This is a genomic window from Verruconatronum alginivorum, from assembly GCF_056590205.1.
The window spans coordinates 2,883,476-2,904,380 of the sequence record NZ_JBWPVQ010000001.1; the positions used below are offsets into that span (position 1 = coordinate 2,883,476).

Annotated in this window: 13 protein-coding genes and 1 tRNA gene; 8 read left to right on the forward strand and 6 right to left on the reverse strand. The window is 58.3% G+C overall.

Annotation, left to right across the window (positions count from 1 at the left end; translation table 11 throughout):
- Positions 1–600: 600 nt before the first annotated feature.
- The 4 genes from ACWUI2_RS10345 to ACWUI2_RS10360 all read right to left on the reverse strand — a co-directional run bounded on the left by ACWUI2_RS10345 (position 601) and on the right by ACWUI2_RS10360 (position 6,609).
- On the reverse strand, positions 601–3,030 hold the full coding sequence (locus tag ACWUI2_RS10345) for a hypothetical protein (RefSeq protein ID WP_486982777.1): 2,430 nt from the start codon (positions 3,028–3,030) through the stop codon (positions 601–603).
- A gap of 717 nt (positions 3,031–3,747) precedes the next feature.
- Positions 3,748–4,479: a YceI family protein gene (locus ACWUI2_RS10350; protein WP_486982778.1), complete on the reverse strand. Its 732-nt coding sequence runs from the start codon at positions 4,477–4,479 to the stop codon at positions 3,748–3,750.
- Positions 4,480–4,706: 227 nt separating this feature from the next.
- A complete protein-coding gene (locus tag ACWUI2_RS10355; protein WP_486982779.1) occupies positions 4,707–5,960 on the reverse strand; it encodes a hypothetical protein in 1,254 nt (417 codons plus the stop codon).
- Positions 5,961–6,522: 562 nt separating this feature from the next.
- A tRNA-Leu gene (locus ACWUI2_RS10360) sits at positions 6,523–6,609 on the reverse strand.
- Positions 6,610–6,793: 184 nt separating this feature from the next.
- On the opposite strand from ACWUI2_RS10360, the gene hisH reads away from it, so the two are divergent.
- From hisH to ACWUI2_RS10385, 5 genes are all read left to right on the forward strand, one after another.
- Complete coding sequence (gene hisH, locus ACWUI2_RS10365; protein WP_486982780.1) at positions 6,794–7,432, forward strand: imidazole glycerol phosphate synthase subunit HisH; 639 nt, start codon at positions 6,794–6,796, stop codon at positions 7,430–7,432.
- Positions 7,433–7,484: 52 nt separating this feature from the next.
- Positions 7,485–8,780: a citrate synthase gene (locus ACWUI2_RS10370; protein ID WP_486982781.1), complete on the forward strand. Its 1,296-nt coding sequence runs from the start codon at positions 7,485–7,487 to the stop codon at positions 8,778–8,780.
- Positions 8,781–9,566: 786 nt separating this feature from the next.
- Positions 9,567–12,023, forward strand: coding sequence for a PKD domain-containing protein (locus ACWUI2_RS10375; protein ID WP_486982782.1), 2,457 nt, complete (start codon positions 9,567–9,569; stop codon positions 12,021–12,023).
- 11 nt (positions 12,024–12,034) lie between these two features.
- Entirely contained in the window at positions 12,035–14,935 is a 2,901-nt protein-coding gene (locus ACWUI2_RS10380) for a tubulin-like doman-containing protein (protein ID WP_486982783.1), read from the forward strand.
- Positions 14,936–14,941: 6 nt separating this feature from the next.
- The gene (locus ACWUI2_RS10385; protein WP_486982784.1) at positions 14,942–17,116 is read left to right on the forward strand and encodes a hypothetical protein; all 2,175 of its coding nucleotides are present in this window, start codon (positions 14,942–14,944) and stop codon (positions 17,114–17,116) included.
- Between the two features lie 442 nt (positions 17,117–17,558).
- Here the strand turns inward: ACWUI2_RS10385 and ACWUI2_RS10390 are convergent, their stop codons facing one another.
- A complete protein-coding gene (locus tag ACWUI2_RS10390) occupies positions 17,559–19,118 on the reverse strand; it encodes an adenylosuccinate synthetase (protein WP_486982785.1) in 1,560 nt (519 codons plus the stop codon).
- Between the two features lie 187 nt (positions 19,119–19,305).
- On the opposite strand from ACWUI2_RS10390, the gene ACWUI2_RS10395 reads away from it, so the two are divergent.
- A complete protein-coding gene (locus tag ACWUI2_RS10395; RefSeq protein WP_486982786.1) occupies positions 19,306–19,833 on the forward strand; it encodes a hypothetical protein in 528 nt (175 codons plus the stop codon).
- 135 nt (positions 19,834–19,968) lie between these two features.
- On the opposite strand, the gene ACWUI2_RS10400 is transcribed toward ACWUI2_RS10395, so the two are convergent.
- On the reverse strand, positions 19,969–20,274 hold the full coding sequence (locus ACWUI2_RS10400; protein ID WP_486982787.1) for a helix-turn-helix domain-containing protein: 306 nt from the start codon (positions 20,272–20,274) through the stop codon (positions 19,969–19,971).
- A 149-nt stretch (positions 20,275–20,423) separates the two neighbouring features.
- Here ACWUI2_RS10400 and ACWUI2_RS10405 point away from each other — a divergent pair, with 149 nt between their 5' ends.
- Both ACWUI2_RS10405 and ACWUI2_RS10410 read left to right on the forward strand, forming a co-directional pair.
- Positions 20,424–20,678: a hypothetical protein gene (locus ACWUI2_RS10405; protein ID WP_486982788.1), complete on the forward strand. Its 255-nt coding sequence runs from the start codon at positions 20,424–20,426 to the stop codon at positions 20,676–20,678.
- A 43-nt stretch (positions 20,679–20,721) separates the two neighbouring features.
- A complete protein-coding gene (locus tag ACWUI2_RS10410; protein ID WP_486982789.1) occupies positions 20,722–20,892 on the forward strand; it encodes a hypothetical protein in 171 nt (56 codons plus the stop codon).
- Positions 20,893–20,905: the final 13 nt, after the last annotated feature.

Below are 20,905 nucleotides of genomic sequence, written 5' to 3' on the forward strand. Positions count from 1 at the left end.
GCTTGGTTGATAACTCGATTTGTCCGGGAAATCACCGGAGACGTTCCGGCGAAAAGGTGATTTTTTTATATAAAACGATTTATGTCGGGGGTAGTCAATTATTTTCCCAGTTTTCGGATCGGCTCGCGGGAAGTGGCGAGGGTTTGGAGTCGATGAATCAAAGGGCTGAAAGGCGTTCAGGTTTTCGCGCGAAGCGCTTTGGAGTGCTGGTGCGTCCCCGCACCGCTTTTCGGAATGGCCGACGATGGCCGTGCGCTCGGAAGCCATCCGGCGGTCGGACCTCTTCCGCCCGCACTAAAGCTCCGCGAGGACGCGGAGCACCAAAGAGGCTCCGCCTCGAAACCGAAGTTTCATTCTATGGCATTCCCTGGGCGTAGTCCGGATTTTTGCTTGGATGAAAAATGAAATGGGTTGGCGGGCGATCAGGTTTTCGCGCGAAGCGCTTTGGAGTAGCTGGTGCGTCCCCGCTACCGCTTTCGAATTGCCGACGATGGCCTTGCGCTCGACAGCCATCGACGGTCGGACCTCTTCCGCCCGCACCAAAGCTCCCCGGGGACGCGGAGCACTTCCTCCAAAGAGGCTCCGCCTCGAAAGCCAGTTTCATCCCATGATATTCACCGGGCCTGATGTTGCGTTTCGGTGAAACGCGATTCCGCTCAGGCTCGCATCCGGCCGATCGATGCGATTGGAGATTCGCAGGAGGAAGTCCCCCTGCGGACGGAACCGAAGCACCTGGCCTGTCGGGTGACCCTCGACCTTTCGCACGGGGAGCACGAGGCGTCGCTCGGGGTCGGTGAGGACTTCGACGGAAACGATCACTCCTTCATTGCGCGGGTCGGCGAAGTAGAGCGCGACTTCCTCGATGGCGGAAAGATTTCCGGCGACGCGGACTCGCACTGTTTGCTGGCAGGGGGTGGGGTTTCGTCCGCGCAGCGCGCCGCGCAGGAGAAGGGATGCTTCCGTTTGTTCTGGCCAGGGCTCCCGGCGGGCCAGGGAACTGCGCGAGAAAATACCACCCGGGAGCGTCACGTTTTCGCGGGGAATGTCCTCGGCTAAGTCCGCTACGACCTTGATTCCGAATTCCTGCAGGCGTTCGCTGAGGTCCTCGCCGTTCGGTCCGGCGGCGAAGGCGATCCATGCCCATTCGTCGTCCAATTCAGAATACGGTTCGCTGTCGGTCAGCCATTCCCAGTCATGCCGCCATTCGAAACCGGAAAGAAAAAACGAACGCGGGCGGCCGGGTTCCTTGAGCCGGTTCTCCCCCGAAGTCAGTTCTTCTCCTCCGGGGCCCCTTCCTCGGATGCCTTCGGGAAGGAATATGTGGATATTTCCATCGGCTCGGTGAATCCGGATTTCGCCGTGGGGCGTGGGGAGGCATCCCGTAACCTCTGAGGCGAGGCCGTTGGAAGGGGAAACCCGGACCAAGGAAAACCCCGGGGCCGTCGGGGTGACGCCGAGCAGGTGGTCGGTCAACCATCGGGTCGGCCCGGCGCTCCACGGATGGCAAAGGCTGGTGTAGCCGTGCGTCCCGCAGAAAACAGGGTCGTTGGGGTTCATGCAATCGAGCCACTCCGGGCGGAAGCTCTCCCAGAAGGTGGTCGCTCCGAGGCGCAGCATTCCACCCCAGCAACGGTCGAGCAAGGCTCCGGCGGCTTCCCACCGTTCGGCCATGGCCATAGCTTGAAGCACGAAATAGTTATTGAACGGAGAGTAGGAGACCGCGTGGATCGGATTGCCGTAAAGACGTTTTGCGAGACGGAGGCGCGCCCGGGGATCCGCGACAACCCCGGCGAGCAGAGCTTCGGTGCCGTCGTGGAGACCGGGCTCGTCGATATCGGCCGCATTGAGATGATCCACGGTAGCGATGAGGGCCTCCGCCGTCCGGCGGACGTCGTTCCCCGATTCGTTTGGGGGGAAAGCTTCGAGGAGCGCGATGACTTCGGTGGCCGACCGCCGGGCCAGATAGCGATAAAGGCGGAGGTTGCCCGGAGGGGTCTCTTCGGCGAAGGCCCCCAATCGGTCGTCGTGTCCGCAAAAGGCCCGATAACCATGGAAACCAACCCCCGCCGCAACTCCCGCCGCGTGGGCGAGTTTAGCGGCCACCCGTGTCATTTGGCTCTCCCAAAAGGGGCGATCTCCGGACCAGCGGATGTAGTCGGCCAGCAGTTGTATCCAGTAAAGGGCGTAGGTTTCGATGCCGTTGTCGTCGTCGCGCATCCTTTCGGTATTCATGCGGACAGTGGAGAAATTGCCGAAGGCGGCGAGGGAAGCGGCTTGGGCGACGTAGGCGTCGCCTGTCCAGGAATGACGATCGCCACGCTCGGCCAGGATCGAGCCGAGGTGATCCACTTGCAGGTTTAGCTTCACGGAGTAGGCCCCGGTCTCCCAGATTCGATCGAGCACCGGTTGGTTGCTTTGGAAAGATCCTTGATAATTGACCGGTTTGATTTGGCAGACGGCTCGGAAGTTACGCAGTTTCCACGGCCGGGGGCAGGAGTTGACGTGAACCCAGCCAAACCGGACGCCTTCGTAAAGAAAATCGTTCAACCGAAGCCGCCAGGTGTTGCCGACCCGTTCGGGGGTTGCCGTTTTGCGGGGACTTTGGGCGCCCGCGTTGACGACGCCCGGACGATTGTATTCGCTGACCGAGAGTTGGATGTCACCGTTTAGGTTGTCACTTTCGAATTCGAGCCAGGCGGCGACTTCGACGCCGAAATCGAGGCGCAGGGAGACGGGTCCGTTGACGGTCAAAACCGATCCCGGTCGCCCCAAGCTATCCAGTCCGTCGACCATCCCAGACTCGAGGGTGGCCGCAACGGGCAAAACCGCATAGCATTGCAGCGGTTCCAATGGATCCTTCAAGGAGTTCGAGTCCCAGCAATAACCCCGCAGCGGATCCGGCGACTGGCGAAAGTCGCTATCGATCCACTGTCCGCCGTTCAGATAGGGATAAAGTGGAGGAACAGCTTCGGCTGGCCATTCCGGCAGGACGACCGGATGGTGAAAGGAGGGGATGAAGGAACGGTTCATGGATTGACGTCACCGCGAGGAAACGGTTTCCAGTGACCCGGGCAAGCCGAAAAGAAGCGAGAATTTCTTCCGCCCGGCTCGGGGGCGATTTTCGATTGGGCAGGTCCGGTTACCGACGCGATTGATGGAACGCAATTGGAAGGCGATTACGTTCGCTACTGCCAAATCATGTTACAACGACGCGGGTGATCCGCGGTCAAACACGCCTTGGTCCTCCCCTGAAGATTCGACGATTAACCTACATTCTTCAATTGAGCTAGCCGCGAGAAAGCACAAAGGCTCAAGAATAAGAAACACAGAGACGATTCCAGAGCAAGAGGTTGGAGCCCGCATTTCATTTGGTCCGGTTAACGCCGTGTAAAGATTGTGAGGTTGCGTCTCACCATGATGTCGTCGGGGATTTTCTCGACGACGTAGGGTAACTCGGCCCCCGCGGTGTTCTCGCAGGCGGGTTGGCTTTGCCCGGCTTTGCCGCACGACCGCAACGGGCGGGGACGGTTTGAACGTGGTGTGATGTCGCGCGGTCCGGAAACGTGAATCCCGTTTCAACTCGGCTTCCTGGAGTGCTCGGACATGGCTGAACTTGCCATCCAGGCGACATGTCGACGCTCACCCGACCTTCCCCCGCCTGGCAGACGTCTTTCCCCTGGCCCCCTGTCTTACCGAGACAATTTCCGCCCAGGCGACAGGGCTGATCCTAACGGATTCCGCCTTTGACTATAGAGAGGTCTCTTCCTGCTTGGGCAATGCCTCCACAGTCTTCAAATGAAACTCCCCAGCAAACTCCAGGCGCACCTCATCGGCCACGTTGGCGATAAAAGGGAGGTTCGGCACGATCAGCCCGTAATCGCGACGGCTCACCTTCGTCTTCGCTTCTCCTGTGAGGAGGTCCGGCGAGCTCACGGTCAAAACAATTTCGAAAGCTGCCGGTCGAACGACGTCCCGGATGGTGAGATCGCCATGGGCAATAAACGAAACCGTCTCGGCCACGCTGACGGAGCCGGGCAGCCCCTCCAGTTTGGATGGCGTGAACGTGATGAACTCATGATCGTCCGTATTCAGGATACGGTTACGAGTGGCGCGATCGCGCCGTTCCTCGTCGCTCACGAAGGTCCGCGCGTTGACTCGGATCGTGCCGAGTTGCGCGGTGGAGAGATTGTTCAGGTCGACGAGAAACTGCCCCGCCACCTCGCTGGTGCTGCCAACGACGTCAACCGGTTGCCCCCGCAGCTCCTCAAATATGATGTAACGGGCCACCGAACCTGCCTGCACAATTTCAAATACCTGGCGGACTTCCCCCAAGGACGACGGTTCCGTCGCCGCGATAGGAACGGCGGTGGCGGGTCCGCTCGCCTCTTGGGTTTCACCCAAAATCCAGTTGTAGAGGAGGGCTCCACCCGCGGCGGCCAGAAGAAGAAACGTGCAGACGATTAAAAGTGGTTTTTTCATAAAATCAGGATTGAATGACACCTGCCTAGAACCATTCGAAAGTTGAAGGAAAACATGTGGACGGATGGAAAAAAGTGTTAAAGGTAGATAAATCTGGTGGCGGGTTTCGTCCGCACGGTTTCTCTAACTCGGTGAAGAGAAGCAGCGAAGGGTTCACGCTCCATGGTAAAGCGGTCACCTACTTACTGAGGCCTGACCCTGTTTGCTTTCCTCCGCACACCGTCAGCTCATTCGATCCGCATGCGGAAGAAACCGGTTGTGCCGGTTACGGCATGATCGACCGCGCCTTCCTCGGTCAACATCTCCGGCGTGATCTCGACCGGCGTCCAAACTTTCAGGTCTGTCGAATGTTCCAGCGTCAGGCGGAAAGGCGTCGGTCGTGGAGACTCGAAAGTCAGGGTCCATCCTGCCAACGAGCCCGTGTTACCGGCCTCAAAACTTTCAATGATAAGAGTCCAGGTGCCGCTGGCGCTCATACCGTTGAATGTCTCTGCGAAAGAAGTGGGGGTATACATATACGGTGTGGCCGGGGCGCTGCCGGGCGTATTCGGATTTGACGAGGGCAGATACGTGCCGGAGGGAATAATGGGGGGCGGGGCCATATTGAACAGCGGCGTTCCACTGTCGGAAAAGGTGTAACGGTTGACAGCCGCGAAGGCCGAATCATAGCCGAGACTGTTGCCGGTCCCCCATCCCGGACGTTGGAAAAGGTCAATACTTGTGACGCCATTCGGATGCACCAGACGCGCCGCAAGCGCTCCCGCAAAATTGTGATCCAGCCCATCGAGGTGAAGCCACACATTGGAGATTTGTCCGTCGAACGATTCAGGTATGTAAACCGTGGATACAAACGGAATGCCCCGGGAATTGCTGCCGGCGCCTTGGGGAATGGTCCCGCCATTACCACTACCGAAGAAGAAATAGGGAGAGACGCTGTCCCCGTTCTCCGAGAGTCGATCTCCGTTCTCGGTCGCAATGTATGAGTCGTAAAACCCATCCGGCGGAGCCGCGGCTGCAAACGGCCCGTAGGTTGTAATGGTACCGCTGAATAAAGTGATGACGTCGCCCGGCCACAGTTGAACCATGTTAGGCCCCGCCCCAACCAGGTCTTCTTCGGTAAAGTCGATGCGGTCCAACCCTGACGCATATTGATTGACCGTCTCTCTAGGCCCATCGTTGATTGAGTATTCCAACCCGCTGCTGATAAGACCGCTTGGGAGGATGTTCCCCACCCGCTCAAAAACGAAATAAGGGCCAAGATCGGGATCGGTCCACGGAAAAGGGCTGACCGTGTAGGTGATGGGAGCCGTGAGGGTGATACTAAGCGGTTCGCCGCTCCCGCCGCTGAAGGTGAGGTGTGCCTGGGCACTTGCCGAAACTGCGAAGCAGGCGGCCAGTCCGGAGCCGAGGAAACATTTAATGATGGATTTCATGTGTGAGTTGATTTGGCTTATAAGGGGCCCGCTAAAGACCGGAACCATTATCGGTGTTTGGGGGGCACTGTCAATCCCGCGTGCCCCCAAGGTGTATCCGTAGTCGGGTTGGCTTTGCCGGGCTTTGCCGCCCGACCGCAACGCACGGGATGGTTGAACGTGGTGTGATGCCGCGCGGCTCCGGAAACTGCTCATATTGCCGCTACCCCGCCGCCGGCGACAACGACATACCCGAACAGCAAAACAACATTCCTCAAGGACAGAACGGCCTGCCTCAGCCATTGAACGACATGCCTTAATGATAAGACGACATATCTCAGCGGCTAAACGACATGGCACTGCGATCGAACAACTTGTTTTAGCGATCGAATGACTTGCCTCAGCGAACGAATGACGTGCCTCAGTGATCGAACGACATGTCTCAGCCCCCAATCCTGCAGGCTCTCCGGGTCGCTCAGGAAACGTCACGTTCTGAACTCTGACCAATTTACTGGTTGTTTGGGTGGGGGATCATTCGATGAAAGCGTGGCTTCGTCGCTACAGAGAGGCTGTTTTTCGGGTTGGCGGGCGAAAGCAAGTTGCGGGTTTCCAGGCAACTGATCTTCCAAACTGGTGCCGAGGAGGGGACTTGAACCCCTACGCCCGTGAAGGCACTAGAACCTGAATCTAGCGCGTCTGCCAATTCCGCCACCTCGGCAATGAGTTTTGCTCGGAATAAAGGAAAACAACTAGAGCAGAGTCCGGGAGCGCCGCAACCCAAATTTCGCCTTTTTTTCCGGGGGACTTTCGAGCGCACGCCCCTCCGGTCAGTTTTGCCCTCAAAAGTCTTGCGAAGCGGTTTGGCCGGTCGGTAAGCTGGGCGGTTTCGGGAAGATACCAACATGAAACAACCGGACATAGCTGTCGTCGATTATGGAATGGGGAACCTCCGGAGCGTTTGCAAGGCGCTGGAGTTCGTCGGGTCGACGCCGCGTATCGTGTCCGAGGCCGACGAGTTGGCCGGGGCTGATGGGATCGTCTTTCCGGGGCAGGGCGCTTTGGGAGATTGCGTGAAGGCGTTGCGCCGGGTCGGTTTGGAGGGAGCGCTGAAGGAGTGGATCGCGGGAGATCGGCCATACTTGGGGATTTGCCTCGGGTTGCAGGCGCTTTTCGAATATTCGGAGGAGGCGGAAGATCCGGGATTGGGGATATTTCCGGGAAAGGTGTTGCGCTTTAATTTGCCGCGGCAGTTCAAGATTCCGCACATGGGCTGGAACGAGGCGCGATTCGTCCGGGACGATTCGCCTTTGCGGGCGGGGCTTCGGAGCGAGGGGGAGCAATTTTATTTCGTGCACAGTTATTATGTGGCGCCGGACGACCGGAGCATCACGTTGTGCACCACCGATTACGGTGGGGAATTCGTCAGTGGAATTCAAAAGGGAAGGTGTTTCGCCACCCAGTTCCATCCTGAGAAAAGCCAGGCGAACGGGTTGGCCATCTACCGGAATTTTGTTGAAGCCGTGATGGGGAACCCCCATTAATGCATCTTTGCCCGAGAGCCAGCCAATCGATTAATCACTCTGAATGAAGAACATGTCAAAAACAGCTCGCATTAACATCGACGGAACGGAGGTCGAATACCCGATTATCATTGGCACCGAAGGCGAACGCGCCATCGATTGCCGGACGCTTCGCGCCGACACTGGATACATCACTTACGACGAGGGATACGGGAACACCGGCTCGTGTCAGAGCGAAATCACCTTCATCGATGGTGAGCACGGAGTTCTGCGCTATCGCGGTTACCCGATCGAGGAATTGGCGCAGAATTCCAATTTCGGAGAGACCGCTTATCTGATCCTCTATGGCGAGTTGCCGAACCCGGTGGAGCGCCAGCGTTTCTCGGAGTTGTTAAGCGAACATGCCCCGGTGCCGGTGGCGATGCAGCACCACTTCGAAGGTTTTCCGAATGACGGCGCCCCGATGGCGATTCTGAGTGCGATGCTTAGTTCGCTCGCGTGTTATTACCCGGATTTGGCGACCAATGACCGGGCCCAGGATCTGGAGAACTTCGACCGGGCCGCCACGGTGGCTCTTTCCAAGGTGCGCACGATCGCCGCGATGACCTACCGGATGAGGGAAAATCTCCCGTTCATTTATCCCCGTCCGGACCTCGGCTACGCCCAGAACTTCCTGCACATGATGTTCTCCAAGCCGTATGCGGAATACACTCCGAGCCAGGAGGTGACCGACGCCCTGAATCTCCTCCTGCTGTTGCATGCCGACCATGAGCAAAACTGCAGCACGTCCACGGTGAGAATGGTGGCCTCCAGCGGCGCGAATCTGTTTGCCTCGGTCGCGGCCGGGATCTCCGCTCTCTGGGGCCCGCTGCACGGAGGAGCCAATGTCGCGGTCCTCCAGATGCTCCAGGAGATTCATGCCGACGGTGACGATGGGTCCCGTTTCATCGAGGACGCCAAGAGTGGAGTCAGTGGCAAGCGTCTGATGGGCTTCGGGCATCGGGTTTACAAAAACTATGACCCACGGGCCAAGATCATCGGTGCGATGTGCGAGCGGGTGTTGAATTCGCTCGGTTTGGAGGATCCGTTATTGGATATCGCCCGGAATTTGGAGAAGGCGGCGTTGAATGACAGTTATTTCCTCGAACGGAAGCTCTATCCGAACGTTGATTTTTACAGTGGAATCATCATGCGCGCCGTCGGGATTCCGCTGGAGATGTTCACCGTCATGTTCGCGATGGGCCGGATGCCGGGGTGGATCGCGAATTGGAAGGAAGTCGCGTCCAATCCGAAAGGCCGGATCAATCGTCCGCGGCAAATCTACCAAGGCCCGACAAGCCGCGCCTACGTCCCGATGGATCAACGCTGACCCTTCGGTTGCTCTCTTAAAACCAAACCGGTGCATTTCGTCTGTTTCCGCGGACGGGTGCCCGGTTTTTTTCTGCCCGGTTTCCTGCCCCGGAGGTCTGGTCTGCTCCTCCTTGAACTAACAGGCTGCATCCCGGAGAGCCGCGAAGACCGAGATGACGATGCCCGCTTGCGGGGAATTCTGTATGGAGCTTACAAACAGCAGTATATAGCCGTGAGAAGGCACAAAAGGCACAAATCGGAAACCTAATCGGAAGGGTCGTTTCACCCAACGGGTGACTGGTGATGATCGGCCTCTTATGAACGATCCCATCCTTTTTGCGTATTTTGCGCTTTTTCCGGCTATTCAAATTGCGGAAGTCGAGGAATGAAGCGAGGTTAAAGTGTGGTTTGTGTTTGTTCTGTGGATACAATTGGCGGGATTGTCGGTGGACGTTTCGGGGGGCGGGGAGTCCCCGGATTTTAAGCGGACGGATCGTAAGGCTGATTGATCATGGGCAAGTCATCTAGTGGACCCCCCGGGGAATACCGTAGGGTCCAGCTCGGTAGAAGCATTGTTGGTGACCCATGAAAGGCCTCAGTGGCGGGAAATATTTGGAGCATGAATTCATTTTTTGAATACATAAAATATTTCGTAAGTGGTTTTGTTTGTTTGGTTTGGTTGGGTAGTCTTTTTTGACCGATGAAGCGTGATTGATTGATTTCGAAGGGTTCCGTCTGGAGGTGTCAAGTCGGGGAGGGCGGGAAGCCCCTTGCCGGAGGGAAACCGGAATCTATAATCAATGGCATGTTTCGTCAAAAGTCTCCACGGAGGTTCGCCCTCTCATTGTTGGGCGTATGGTTGTTCCTGGTGAACGGGCTCTCAGTCTTGGGAGCCGAGTCCAACCAGGATCGAGGTTTGTTTTATTATGTGGTCGATCGTTCGGGGTCGATCATTTCTTACGGGCTGACGGAGCCGATTCGGCGAGCGATCACCGAGCATGCGGCTCAGTTGCCCGAAGACACGGAGGTCCGGCTGGTCTTCTTCTCGCGCACCGCGAGTGAACCGGCGCGGTGGGAAACGATGACTCCGCAGGCGAAGACGCATTTCGCCGATTTCTTCAAAAGGAACTTCGTGCCGGAAGGTCCGACGCGGCTTTATGATACCGTCGCCGAGGCGATGGAAGAGGTCCGGGCCTCCGACGAAAATTACCGCTTCGTCAGCATCCTGGTCTTTTCCGATGGCGAGAACAATTGGTCACGCCAGTATCGCAGCTGGCAGGAACTCCAGCCGGTTTACGAAGGGCTGGTGAGCCGGCATGAACAAAGTTACGTTTATTGGATCACCCTGGAATTCGATCCGGCGGAGCAGCCGCCTTCCTGGGTCATTCACGAGCCGCAACCTCCCGGGACGACCGACATCCCGGTGCCGGAACCTCCTCCGGCCGCCGATTTCGTCGCCCATCCGCGTCAGTTGAAGGTCGGCGAAACGATCCAGTTCGAATTTACCGGCAGAGGTGGCCGGGTGACGGAGTATCTTTGGGACTTTGGGGATGGAACCACTGCGACGGGAGCGAATCCGGAGCATCAATATCGGGAAGACGGAGTTTACGAGGTCACGTTGGTGGCGGTTGGTCCCGGTGGCGAGGCCCGTGAGACCAAGACAGATTTCGTCGAGGTGGCGCCGGACATTCCATTGACGGCGGATTTCCGCTGGAGTCCGGAACGTCTCCGGATCGGCGACACTATTCGTCTGGAGGATTTGTCGGGGGGGAATCCCGAAACCTGGGAATGGACCATTAATGGGGAGGTGGTCTCCGATCAACGGTCGCCCTCCATCTCCGCTGAAGGAGCCGGTGATTTGTCTATCGCTTTGACGGTCGGACGCGGGGAAGAGCGGGAAACGGTGGAGCGAACGGTCAATATTCTGCCGTTGCCTCCGGTCGCGGATTTCTCGATCGAACCGGCGGAAGTAACCTTCGGCGAACCGGTGGTGTTCGCGGCGGATGAAACCGATTCGGATTGGAATCACCGCTGGGTGATTAATGGCGAGACTACCCTGGAAGGCCACCGGGTGGAATGGGTTTCGGAGCGGCACGGCTTGCTTCAGATCGTCCACACCGTGGAAGGCCCTGGTGGGTTCGCGCGGCAATCCGACCGCGTCTTCATTCACCCGCCGGTGGAAGTGGTGCCGGATACCGGCTTCGCGATCCGCTCCAGGGTATTCACGGAGGGTGATGCTGTCACCTTCACGGCGAATGAGACGGAAGATGGGTGGAGGCACGAGTGGATTGTCGAGGGAGAGTCGATCGGGGAAGGATCCGAATGGGAATGGGAATCCGACCGGTCCGGCCATGTGGTCGTGACCCATCGCATCCATGTTCCTGATACGGAGGCATATTTCGAGGAATCCGACGAGATCCTGGGGCAAAAACCGGAATTGATCCGGGTGGCCTTTGCGAGTTCGGCTACCTCCGGCACGTTTCCGTTGACGGTCCGCTTTACCGACAATTCGGATGGCGACGGCGTCAGCTACCATTGGGACTTTGGTGATGGCAATACTTCGACCGAGCGGAACCCGACCCATACCTATGAGGAAGCGGGACAATACGCGGTGGTCTTGTCGGTCACCAACCGGCAGGGAAATGTGACTTCAAACGTTGATCCGGTGGTTTTGTCGGTGGTTCCTCCGATGCCGATGTGGCAGAAGGCGGCGATCGCGGTGGCCGCCGGGATTCTTATCTGGGTGTTGATTGTGGTGCCCTTTATCCTGCGGCCGATGCTGGCGCCTCAGAAAGGGCCGAAGTTGGTTGGGATGCGGACGTATCCCTTGCACATGTCGACTCATCAGAATTGGACGCGGTATTTCTGGCCGAAGCGATCGGTGACGATCGGGTCGGCGATGGATTCCGATATCCGCCTGCCGAAGGCGGATGGGACGAGAGGACACATCGCTCTGATTGAGCGTGCGCCGGCGGCGGCCAGTTACTGCATCCGACCGTTGGCGGGCAATGAAATATTCAAAATCGAAAAACAGACCAGCCTCACCAACCCAGGCAGCGAAGAGCGGGCCAAGGTGGGACGGGGACGGATTTTGCGGGATGGCGACACTTATGAGATTGCCGGTGAGCGCTTAAAGTGGTGCCAACCGCGGAAACGACAAGTCAAACCCTCCTCGACGAAGCAGCGCGCGAAATTAACCAACGGCAAGGCAACAACATTTGCGAACAGGAAGAAGCAAACTCTCGCTAAAGTAAGAACTTAATCAGGAAAACTATGATTCACAACGGAAACGGCAACGGAAACGGGAACGGCAACGGCCATGGATATGGCGGTTACGGAAACGGAAATGGTAATGGAAACGGCAATGGCAACGGCAATGGTCATGGCCGCCGCAACGGCAATGGTAATGGCAATGGAAACGGCAATGGCCACGGAGTAGGTCTGGCCGATTTCACCGATACGATCCGCCCGACGATCTTCATCGGGCTCGGGTCGACGGGGGCCAAGATTGTCTCGCGGTTGAAGGCGCTGATCCATGGCGATGGCAACAAGAACCTGGCGAACGACTTCTTGAGTTACTTCATCATCACTTCGGAAGTGACGCCAGAGACCGGGGTCGACCGCAACATCGGTTCCTATGTCTATAGCACGCAGGGACTGACCGGGCGGGCCGCGGTCGAGACCTTCACCAAGCACCGCGGGGCGAATAAAGAGATCGTCCGGGAAAACTTCAAAAAGTGGTGGTCGTTTGATCAAGACGACGAACCCTGGATCCCGCCGGTGAATGACGCCGGAGTCGGGGCCGGGGGGATTCGCGCGCTCGGGCGGTTGCTGTTGCACATGCGCTGCATGGACATCCGACTCGACGAGCGGTTGAAGCAGGAAGTCGAGGCGCTACGTAAGAAGAAGGAAGCGCTCGATCCGCACCTGCGCCACTTGGTCGACGAGAAGAGCGTCTCGGTGTATGTCTTCGGGCTTCTGGCCGGCGGAACGTGCAGTGGCAGTGTCGCTGACATCGCGTTGTTGATCCGGACCGCCCTCCCGAAGGCGATGATCCACGGGGTGTTCATGCTCGGAGACGTCTGCTACACCGGCCAGGATGCGAACGAGCTCGATCCGCGGAAGGTGAGCGCGCAAAAGCGGAACACCGAACACGCCTTGGCCGAATTGACGCTTCTGCAAACCGAGCACGGGCGGCAAGTCGCCTTGCGCAACTGGGTCCGCTGGGTGGGGCGGTGTCGGATATCGGAAGACGCCTTCGACTCGAAACCGTTCTTCAAGATCGCACTCGTCGGAGCGTCCAATGATAATGGATACAAACTCCAGCACTTCAACGAATACATCGAATTCGTTGCCCGGTTCCACGCGTTGATCTATACGACCGGCGCCTACCAGGAGCAGATCGGACGCGCGGTGGACGAGCAGTCTCAGAACGTCACATCCTGGGACAGTGATTTCCCGGGGCGGCCGAACAATTTCTGCCGATTGGGGTTGATGAATATCGAGATTCCGAAGGATCGGGTGTTGTCGTTGATTCGTCACCAGGTCGCGGACAAGCTGGCGTCGGAGAGCTTCAAGCACATCGATCCGGAACGCTGCGAAGCGAGCCGAAGCCGGTTCTTCAACGAGATCCAATGGTCGCGCCTCGATTCGCATTTCCTGCCGGAAGCGCGGTCGTTCCTTCCGGAGACCGACAAGCGTCCAGGAGAAAAGGACGAGTTCGTCGAGATATGGGAAGCGTCGAAGGCGGACGCCGACCGGTATCTGGAAAGCTGGTATCAGCCCGATTCCGAAAAGGCCCAGGAGCGGATCAACTCCTTCCTTGAGCGCCTTGATGGAGCTTTGGAAAATATCGTGGAGGATTTCCTCGGTCAGGCGGAAGACCGGCCGGTTTCCTTCGGCAGTTTCCAGCATTTGCTGGCGCAATTGGTCGACGCGGTGAACGCCCAGATCGCGACCAACGCCGAGCAACGGGAAGAACTCGAAGAGGCTCTCTTCGCGTCGGGCGGCTTGAGTCGTCAATTCGAAGCGTTGTTGGCCACCCATCAGGAAAACTATCCGTCGAAGGTGCGCCGTTGGTTGATGACCCGTTATGCCGGGAACGACGAGCTTTCCGATTTGCTCGAAGAGTATCAGAACAAGGGCCGGGCCTACTGCGGATACATCATGCTCGACCAGGCGCTGGCGCTCTTCCGGAGCCGCTTGCTCGCCTTGACGGTCGCGCGGAAGCTGATCACCGGTGACGAGTGTGCTCGGCGCTTCTTTAATATCGTGCAGCACGAACGCAACGAAGCGTTCCGCGGGGACGGGATTCAACTCGGGATGCGCCAGGGGGTTCTCGAACGGATGGCCGACATCGAAAAGGTCTTCGTCGAACCGCTGTTGTCGAGCCGGGTCGGACCGGACACGGAAATGATGCGGCGGGAAGCGGCCCAGAGTTACGTCCTGCAGAATTGGAAGGGGCACGGCAACAGCTCGCTTTCCGAGTCGTTCAAGACGTTGGTCGCCCAACTTTGCCCGGACCGGACCAGCACGCGGACGTTGACCTTCGACCAAGCGGTGACCGATGGCTCTGTCATGGACCACTTGGAAGATCTGATGCTCGGGTTGCGCTCCTCGTTCGAGGCGGCGGAGTCGCGTATCTTCCGTCCGGCGATCGAGTCGACCTCGGTGTGGGAGGGGATCCGGCGTTATCTGCGGATGCAGAAGGGTGACGCGGACGCGACCTTGAAGAGCCTCTTCTCGGGTTACGCGGATCGGGCGGCCTTCTTCCCGGTGTTGTCGGGCAAGGCCCGCGCGGACAGCTTCGAGCCGGCCCGCTACAATTATTGCATCTGCCGGATGGACGATGCGGAGGTGGCATTCGAGCGGCTGAATCTGCCGAATCCGAAGACCTATCTCAATTCGCTCTTCACCCATGCGTTTGGATACGCCCCACGGGCGATTCCGAACATGAACAGCAGCAGCTTCTCGCTCTCGATTCTGCGAATGATCGAAGGGGAGTTGCCGACCAATTACGAAGGGTATGAAAACCTTTCGAATATCCTCGATTTGGATACCGAGGAAAAGGTCGAGGAGTCGAAGAGGAAGAAGGCATGGTCCGACTGGCGATTCCCGGAATGGATTCAGGAATGGCACAAGCGCGGTGGGGCTGAGTTTCTTCTGCAGGAGTAATGAACCATGCTGTTTTTATTATCCAAAGAGCTGTGGCGGAAAGTCCGCCACTGTGCTCGCAAGCAGACGGCTGCTCAGCCGGAGCTCTGGCATTGGACGGCATGTGATTTCGGAGGCGATGTCCGGTTGCGGTCGATCGAAGAGGATAGGACTCTGTCCTCCCTCATCGACGAGGCCGCCCGGGCCCGGCGCGGGCCGGTCTCGATCGTAGCGGCCAGTCCGACGCTGTCGCGGGGGTTCTCGAATGTGATCAGTTTTCTGTTACGACATTCGGACGACCTTCGTATCTCCCTCATGTTGACTTCTCCAATGAAGGCGGCGGAGGTGGAGCGTTGCCGGAGTTTTCTGGATGAGCATCCTGACTTGCGCAGCCGGGTGTCGACCTTCTTCGTGGCGGTCGAAAAAGACACCGATTTCGCGGAACTCGAAAGTGCCGAGGTCTCGCGCCAATACGCCGCTTTTCTCCGCCTGTTGATTCAGGGCGGAGAGTCGTTGGCCGATTCCCTGGGAATCTTCCGGGAGACGCCGAAGGATGATCTTCCCAACGGGGATAGCGATGATCTCGACGAGTTTCCGATCGACCGGTTCTCCGCGCCCCTTTCGCAGGGGGTGTTGGCGGCGCTGGGAGTGCGCACGTGGATTCCTCAGCGGGAGCGAATCATCAGCCTGACAGAATCGCTGATGACCAAGCTTGTCGCCGAAGAGGAGAAGCGGGCCGCGATCGGCGCCCGGGTCCGGAGCGCGGAACCGGCGATGGTGGTCGGTCAGGCGCTTTACCTGGGCGGATCGGACGAGCCGTTGGGGCCGCAGGATTTCGCGGAGCAGATTCCCGAGCCGCCGCCCTCTCCGTTGGAGAGCTGGAAGGTGCCGGTTTCGCGGGGACGTGCCCGAAAGGAGCGGCGTCACCTGCAGCGGACGGTTCAAAAGGATTTCGCGGATTACACCGAGGCGCTGAAAATGTCGCTCGACCAAATCACCGAGATCATTTGCTACCGGAGCCAGGAGTCGTTCTCCCAGGCGGTTGATATCTATCGCAACCAGTTGTTGGAGGAGATCGATATGGGCAGCCTGTCGATCCTGGCGAGAAAGTATTATCCGGCCTTCCAGGTGGCGCCGGACGAAACGTTGGCCGGGCCGCCGGAGCCGTCGAAAGGATGGCTGCCGCACGAATCGCTCGACTGTTTCTGTCAGGTTTACGACGCGCTGGAGGAAGGTTTGGAAAAACTTCCCACGGCGAAGACCTGGGCGGCGATGGGATTCGGCGGGCTGTTGTTCCTGGGCGGGGCGATGATGTTGCTCGGCGCGGGGACCGCGCTTTCCGCCGGGTTGGCGATAGCCGGATTGTTGACCCCCGGAGCGCTGTGGGTTTACCGGACGATTTATCTCAACCGTTTGCGCAAGCGATTGGTGGAGACCTCGAACCGGACCTTCCATAGTCTGCGGGTCGCTTTCGAAGAGGAAGTCCAGTGGGTGGTCCATCAGACGCAGGTGCAATTGGAGCGCGACCTGCGGAAGGACGCCGGGATGTTTTGCGCCCGGTTGCAGGAAGAGTTCGATTCGATGCCGTGGTTGAAAGCGGCGGCGGACGTCGACCCGGACGGAATCCAGGAGGACATCCGGCAATTGCGGGCGGCGCTGTTGGCGACCGGGGTGGACGAAAACCGTCTCGACAAGCTGATAGGACGTTTGCCGGAATTGGCCCGGAATATCATCGAAAGCGCCCGGCGCGAGCGGCTACCCGAGGAGGAGGAAACGACTCCCGAATTGCGGCCGCACGAGTTGGTGGAAGAGTGGTTCGACGAGTTGGTCGGCACGGCGGTCTTGCCTTTGGAGAAGGTGAAATCGCTCAAGGACGACATTCTCGAAACCGCCGGGGCGTGGAGGACGCCGGCGTTGATGGCGCCGTTGACCGACGCGGAGTTGCACCGGGGATTCAAGAAATTGGTCGTTTTGCCCGACACCGACATCGTTTACCAGCAGTTGAAGGAAGATCTCCCGCAACTTTCCGGAAACGCGGTCGTGAAGCTCGACGTCTGGACCGGCGAGGTGCCCGGCATCGCGATTTGTTCGGTGATGTCCGGCTTATCGGAATCGATTCTGGGGCCTCCGGTGAAAATCAGGGGCAACGGCACCCGTCATGAAGAGATGAAAACCGGCAACGGAAGTTCAGGAAGATCTTGACCTTCGTCCGGTTTGGAGAGACGAATCAGCTCTTTATGGGCAAACAATATAATAAAGAAATCAAGAAACGTCGTCGCCAAGCTTACGTGAAGCGGAAGAAAACCGCCCAAACGAAGAAGTAGGGCGCCGCCGAAAAGTTCAACAAACGAAAAGTCCCGGATGGGACGGTCAAGCGGGGAAATCCTGAAGGCCGTTCAGTCCGGGACTTTTTTTTATGAACTTATTCTCCGCAGTGGGTATAGCCGCGAAAAAGCGCAAAATACGCGAAAAGCATGAGATAGATTATGAGAAGTCGATTATTACCAGTCACCCGTTGGGTGAATCGGCCCCTTCCGTTTAAGTTCCTATCTTGCGTCTTTTGTGCCTTCTCGCGGCTGAATACTGCCTGCATTAAGGATGAAACGAAATTCACCGGCAGGAATGCCCGTGTCACAAGGTGGGCTCAGTCGCTTGGACCGAACTCGGTGAGGAGATCCTGGGGAGCGGGGACGTCCTTGATGATTTGCGACGGATTCGGCCCGACCCCGATGTAGCGGAGGTTGGGTAATTCCCGGGGCCATTTGCCGCCATCGAACGCGGTTTCCAAGGTATGGCGGAACATGCCCGCGACATAGCGTTTGGCGTTCGGCGGGAGTTGCTCGAAGCTGCGGACGTGGGAAATGTCTTCGTTCCAACCGGCGTAGCGGGTGTAGACCGGTTGAAGGGTCTGGTGCAACGAATTTCGGCGGGGAACGTGCCTGAGGAGGTTTCCGTCGGAATCGCGGTAGGCCGTGCAGACAAGCAAGTCGTCGCGCCAATCGCCTTGATGGGTGAGCGCGTCGAGCTTATTGATCGCCATGCACTGGAATCCGGCGTAGCGAAGGGCGTCTCCCTTCTCGATCGCGTCGAACCATCCGACCATTCGCTGGCGGCCGGTCGAGGTCCCGTATTCGAGCTTCTTCAGGATGACGCTGAGGGGGTGGGCGTCGTCCATCCGGGTGATGAAGGTGTGGGTGCCGACCTTCGTGTCGTAGGCCTTGGCGGCGCCGATGGTGTGGATCGGTTGGATCGGGATGCCACCGGAGAGGAAAAATTCCGGGGTGAAGGTGTGGGAGGCGGTGACGTTCGGGGAAAAACCGTGGCGTTTATCGAGCCAGTAGGATTGGCCGAATTCGCCCAGAACATAGCGGTCGTCGCGGATGGCTTGGAGGATCAGTTCCCGGACGTCGCGGACCTGTTCGCGGAGGCCGAAACCGGCCGACCAGTAGGTCTCGACCAGCTCGCGGTTGTCGAGGGTGAATGGATCCTTCCCCATGAAACGACGGAAGTCGAATTCGTCGGCGGGAAACGACCCGCGTTCGATGCTCTCGGCGTTGGCCCGGGTTTCCGCCTGGGTGAGAATATCAAAGAAGCCATCCCAAGCCTCGGCGTCGACCTGGCAAACATGGCGGATGCAGGCGAGGGCACGGTCCATCCGTTGGATCAATCGCTTTTCGAACACCTCGCGGGGACCGCGGAAATCGGCGAAGTAAATTTGCCATTGCCCGGTTTCGTCGCGGTAGGAAGGGGAGATTCCTCGTCCGGTGGAACCTCTTGGTTCTTCCTTCAGGACATGGACCCGGTAATGCTCCCAGGCCAGGTCGAGCAGGCGGTGGGAGAGGTCGGAGACCATGGTGCGCTCGTCGATCGCGAGGCGGGAGAGGACGTCGAACCCCCGTTCCTCGAGCGGGCGGGCTTCCCACCAGATTTTGCGCGGGTCGGCTACGACGCCGCTGCCGAGGGCGAGATAGGGGACCTGTTTTTCGACCACCCCGGCCGGGAGGAGGTTGAGTTTCAGGCCGGCGGCGGTGTGGCCGGAGTTGGCGCCGCCGTTCACCTTGAGGACCATCGCTACGCAGTCCGCGCGGCGGGTCGATTGCCGAAGCTCCTCGGCGATTTCGGAGATCAGGCGCCCCTTGCCCTCATCGCCCATGCTGATGCCGACGTCGGCGATGAGATTGCTGGTGAACGGATTCAAGGCCATAAAAGAAGATTCATCCCAAAAATCGGCCGTGAAGACACGCAAAAAATGAAGGATTTTGGTCGGACCCGGCCGGGAGGCTTCCTCCGGCATCCTCGGGATGAAACCACGGGTTCCCCTTCGGTGTTGAATGAGGTGGGTCCGAGAGGTTTCGGATCATTGAAAAAACAATCAGCAGGAATTATTTCTTATGAAAAAAACGTTCGTGGCGGTTTTGGTTCTCGGGTGTGCGGTTTTCGCTTCGCAGATGCACGCGCAGGGAGCGCCCGGTGAGCGGGGGCAGCGCGGTGGCGGGGACCGTGGAGACATGGCCGAGCAGCGGGTCGAGCAGAGACTCGAACAAATGGACCGGGTCCTCGGTTTGTCGGACGAGCAAAAGGAAGCGTTGGAGAACATCTTCCGGCGGCAGGCGGAGCACCTGCGCAACCTATCCGGCGAGGAACGCCGGGAAGCGGCCCAGCGGGTTCGTCCTCGGGTGGAACGCGCGGTGAACGAGGTTCTGAGCGAGGAGCAACGGGAAACGTGGGAGAAGCATTTGGAGGAACGGCGCGGGGAGATGCGTCGTCAAGGAGGGGAGCGGCGCGGAGAGCTCGCCGAGGAACGTGGCGAACGTCCGGCGGAGCGAGGTCAACGTCCCGCCGAACGGGGGCAGCGCCCAGCGGGCCCCGGTGACCGGGAAGAGCAGCGCCCGCGCGGCGAAGGCCGTCGCGGCAATTGATTGGTTTGGGTGATTGGCAATAAGACGAAAGCAGGCCCCCGGAAGGAGGCCTGCTTTTTCGTTTTTTTGGGGGGGTGTGAAATCCAATTGAGTTCGAAGAAGGAAAGAACACCCACTTGAAGGTTGTCGCCCCCCCTATCGATCGAGCAAATGTTGGATTGGTACCTTTAGAGCTTTGGCGATTTCAAGTAATTCATAATCCATCAAATAACGATCTTGGTTCTCGATCCGGGAAATCGCACTTTGATTGAGGTTGATGCCGCGGATCATCAATCGCGCTGACAGATCGCCCTGAGACACCGACGGATTCATCCGCATTCGGATTTCACGTATCTTCGGACCCAGCACATTTTTTCCCAGGCTAGTTGACGTCTTTTTCATGCGCATGTGAACTTCACATGCTTGACATTGCCAGAATTGGTCGCCTTGATTATGCTTCATGAGCATAGGCCTTGTGGTGGGTCTACTTTTTTGACGGCCCCATTAGGAACTGATTGCCTCTTGTTAAGCATTAATCGTTTGTTCTTTTCTCCATGTTTCAGGATTGCGCTTTCTGTGAATCTCCACCTACTCCGTCCATTTGACCCATCATGAAGCAGTTCGCCTTAGTTCTTCTATTAGTCTTTCCGTTAACCAGCTCTCTGCTCGGCGGAGCAGTTGAATCATATTGGACAGAACTCGACTTCCAGGTTTTGGAGACCCGGGAGGTCGAGGTCGACGGAGGTGTTCGGAAGGTGGTTTTCAAGCGGGTGGCGCCGCCCGATTTGCCAGAGCGTCCGCCTGAAACGGAGTCGGCGGTGACGCGGGAATGCGGATCGCCTGTTCGCCCGGCTGCGCTTCAATGATTCCGAGGACACCGACGGCGACGGCCTCCCCGATTGGTGGGAGATGAATTGGTTCGGAGACCTGACTTCCTACGCCGGTTCCGACGACTCCCCGGGCGATCCGAATGTCTCCGTTCTTCAAGCCTATCTCGAAGGCCGCAATCCGCATGGAATCACCGTGACAGGAGCTGGTGCCGATGAAGCGGTGGAGATGGTGGTGTTTCTGCCGTTTTGATTCCGAAGATTGA

Excerpts from the sequence above, each read along its gene's own strand:
- ACWUI2_RS10350 (WP_486982778.1), bottom strand. The coding sequence starts at position 4,479 with ATGAAAAAACCACTTTTAATCGTCTGCACGTTTCTTCTTCTGGCCGCC.
- ACWUI2_RS10395 (WP_486982786.1), top strand. The coding sequence starts at position 19,306 with ATGAAAAAAACGTTCGTGGCGGTTTTGGTTCTCGGGTGTGCGGTTTTC.
- ACWUI2_RS10375 (WP_486982782.1), top strand. The coding sequence starts at position 9,567 with ATGTTTCGTCAAAAGTCTCCACGGAGGTTCGCCCTCTCATTGTTGGGC.
- ACWUI2_RS10370 (WP_486982781.1), top strand. The coding sequence starts at position 7,485 with ATGTCAAAAACAGCTCGCATTAACATCGACGGAACGGAGGTCGAATAC.
- ACWUI2_RS10400 (WP_486982787.1), bottom strand. The coding sequence starts at position 20,274 with ATGAAGCATAATCAAGGCGACCAATTCTGGCAATGTCAAGCATGTGAA.
- hisH (WP_486982780.1), top strand. The coding sequence starts at position 6,794 with ATGAAACAACCGGACATAGCTGTCGTCGATTATGGAATGGGGAACCTC.
- ACWUI2_RS10385 (WP_486982784.1), top strand. The coding sequence starts at position 14,942 with ATGCTGTTTTTATTATCCAAAGAGCTGTGGCGGAAAGTCCGCCACTGT.
- ACWUI2_RS10345 (WP_486982777.1), bottom strand. The coding sequence starts at position 3,030 with ATGAACCGTTCCTTCATCCCCTCCTTTCACCATCCGGTCGTCCTGCCG.
- ACWUI2_RS10380 (WP_486982783.1), top strand. The coding sequence starts at position 12,035 with ATGATTCACAACGGAAACGGCAACGGAAACGGGAACGGCAACGGCCAT.
- ACWUI2_RS10355 (WP_486982779.1), bottom strand. The coding sequence starts at position 5,960 with ATGGTTCCGGTCTTTAGCGGGCCCCTTATAAGCCAAATCAACTCACAC.
- ACWUI2_RS10410 (WP_486982789.1), top strand. The coding sequence starts at position 20,722 with ATGAATTGGTTCGGAGACCTGACTTCCTACGCCGGTTCCGACGACTCC.
- ACWUI2_RS10390 (WP_486982785.1), bottom strand. The coding sequence starts at position 19,118 with ATGGCCTTGAATCCGTTCACCAGCAATCTCATCGCCGACGTCGGCATC.
- ACWUI2_RS10405 (WP_486982788.1), top strand. The coding sequence starts at position 20,424 with ATGAAGCAGTTCGCCTTAGTTCTTCTATTAGTCTTTCCGTTAACCAGC.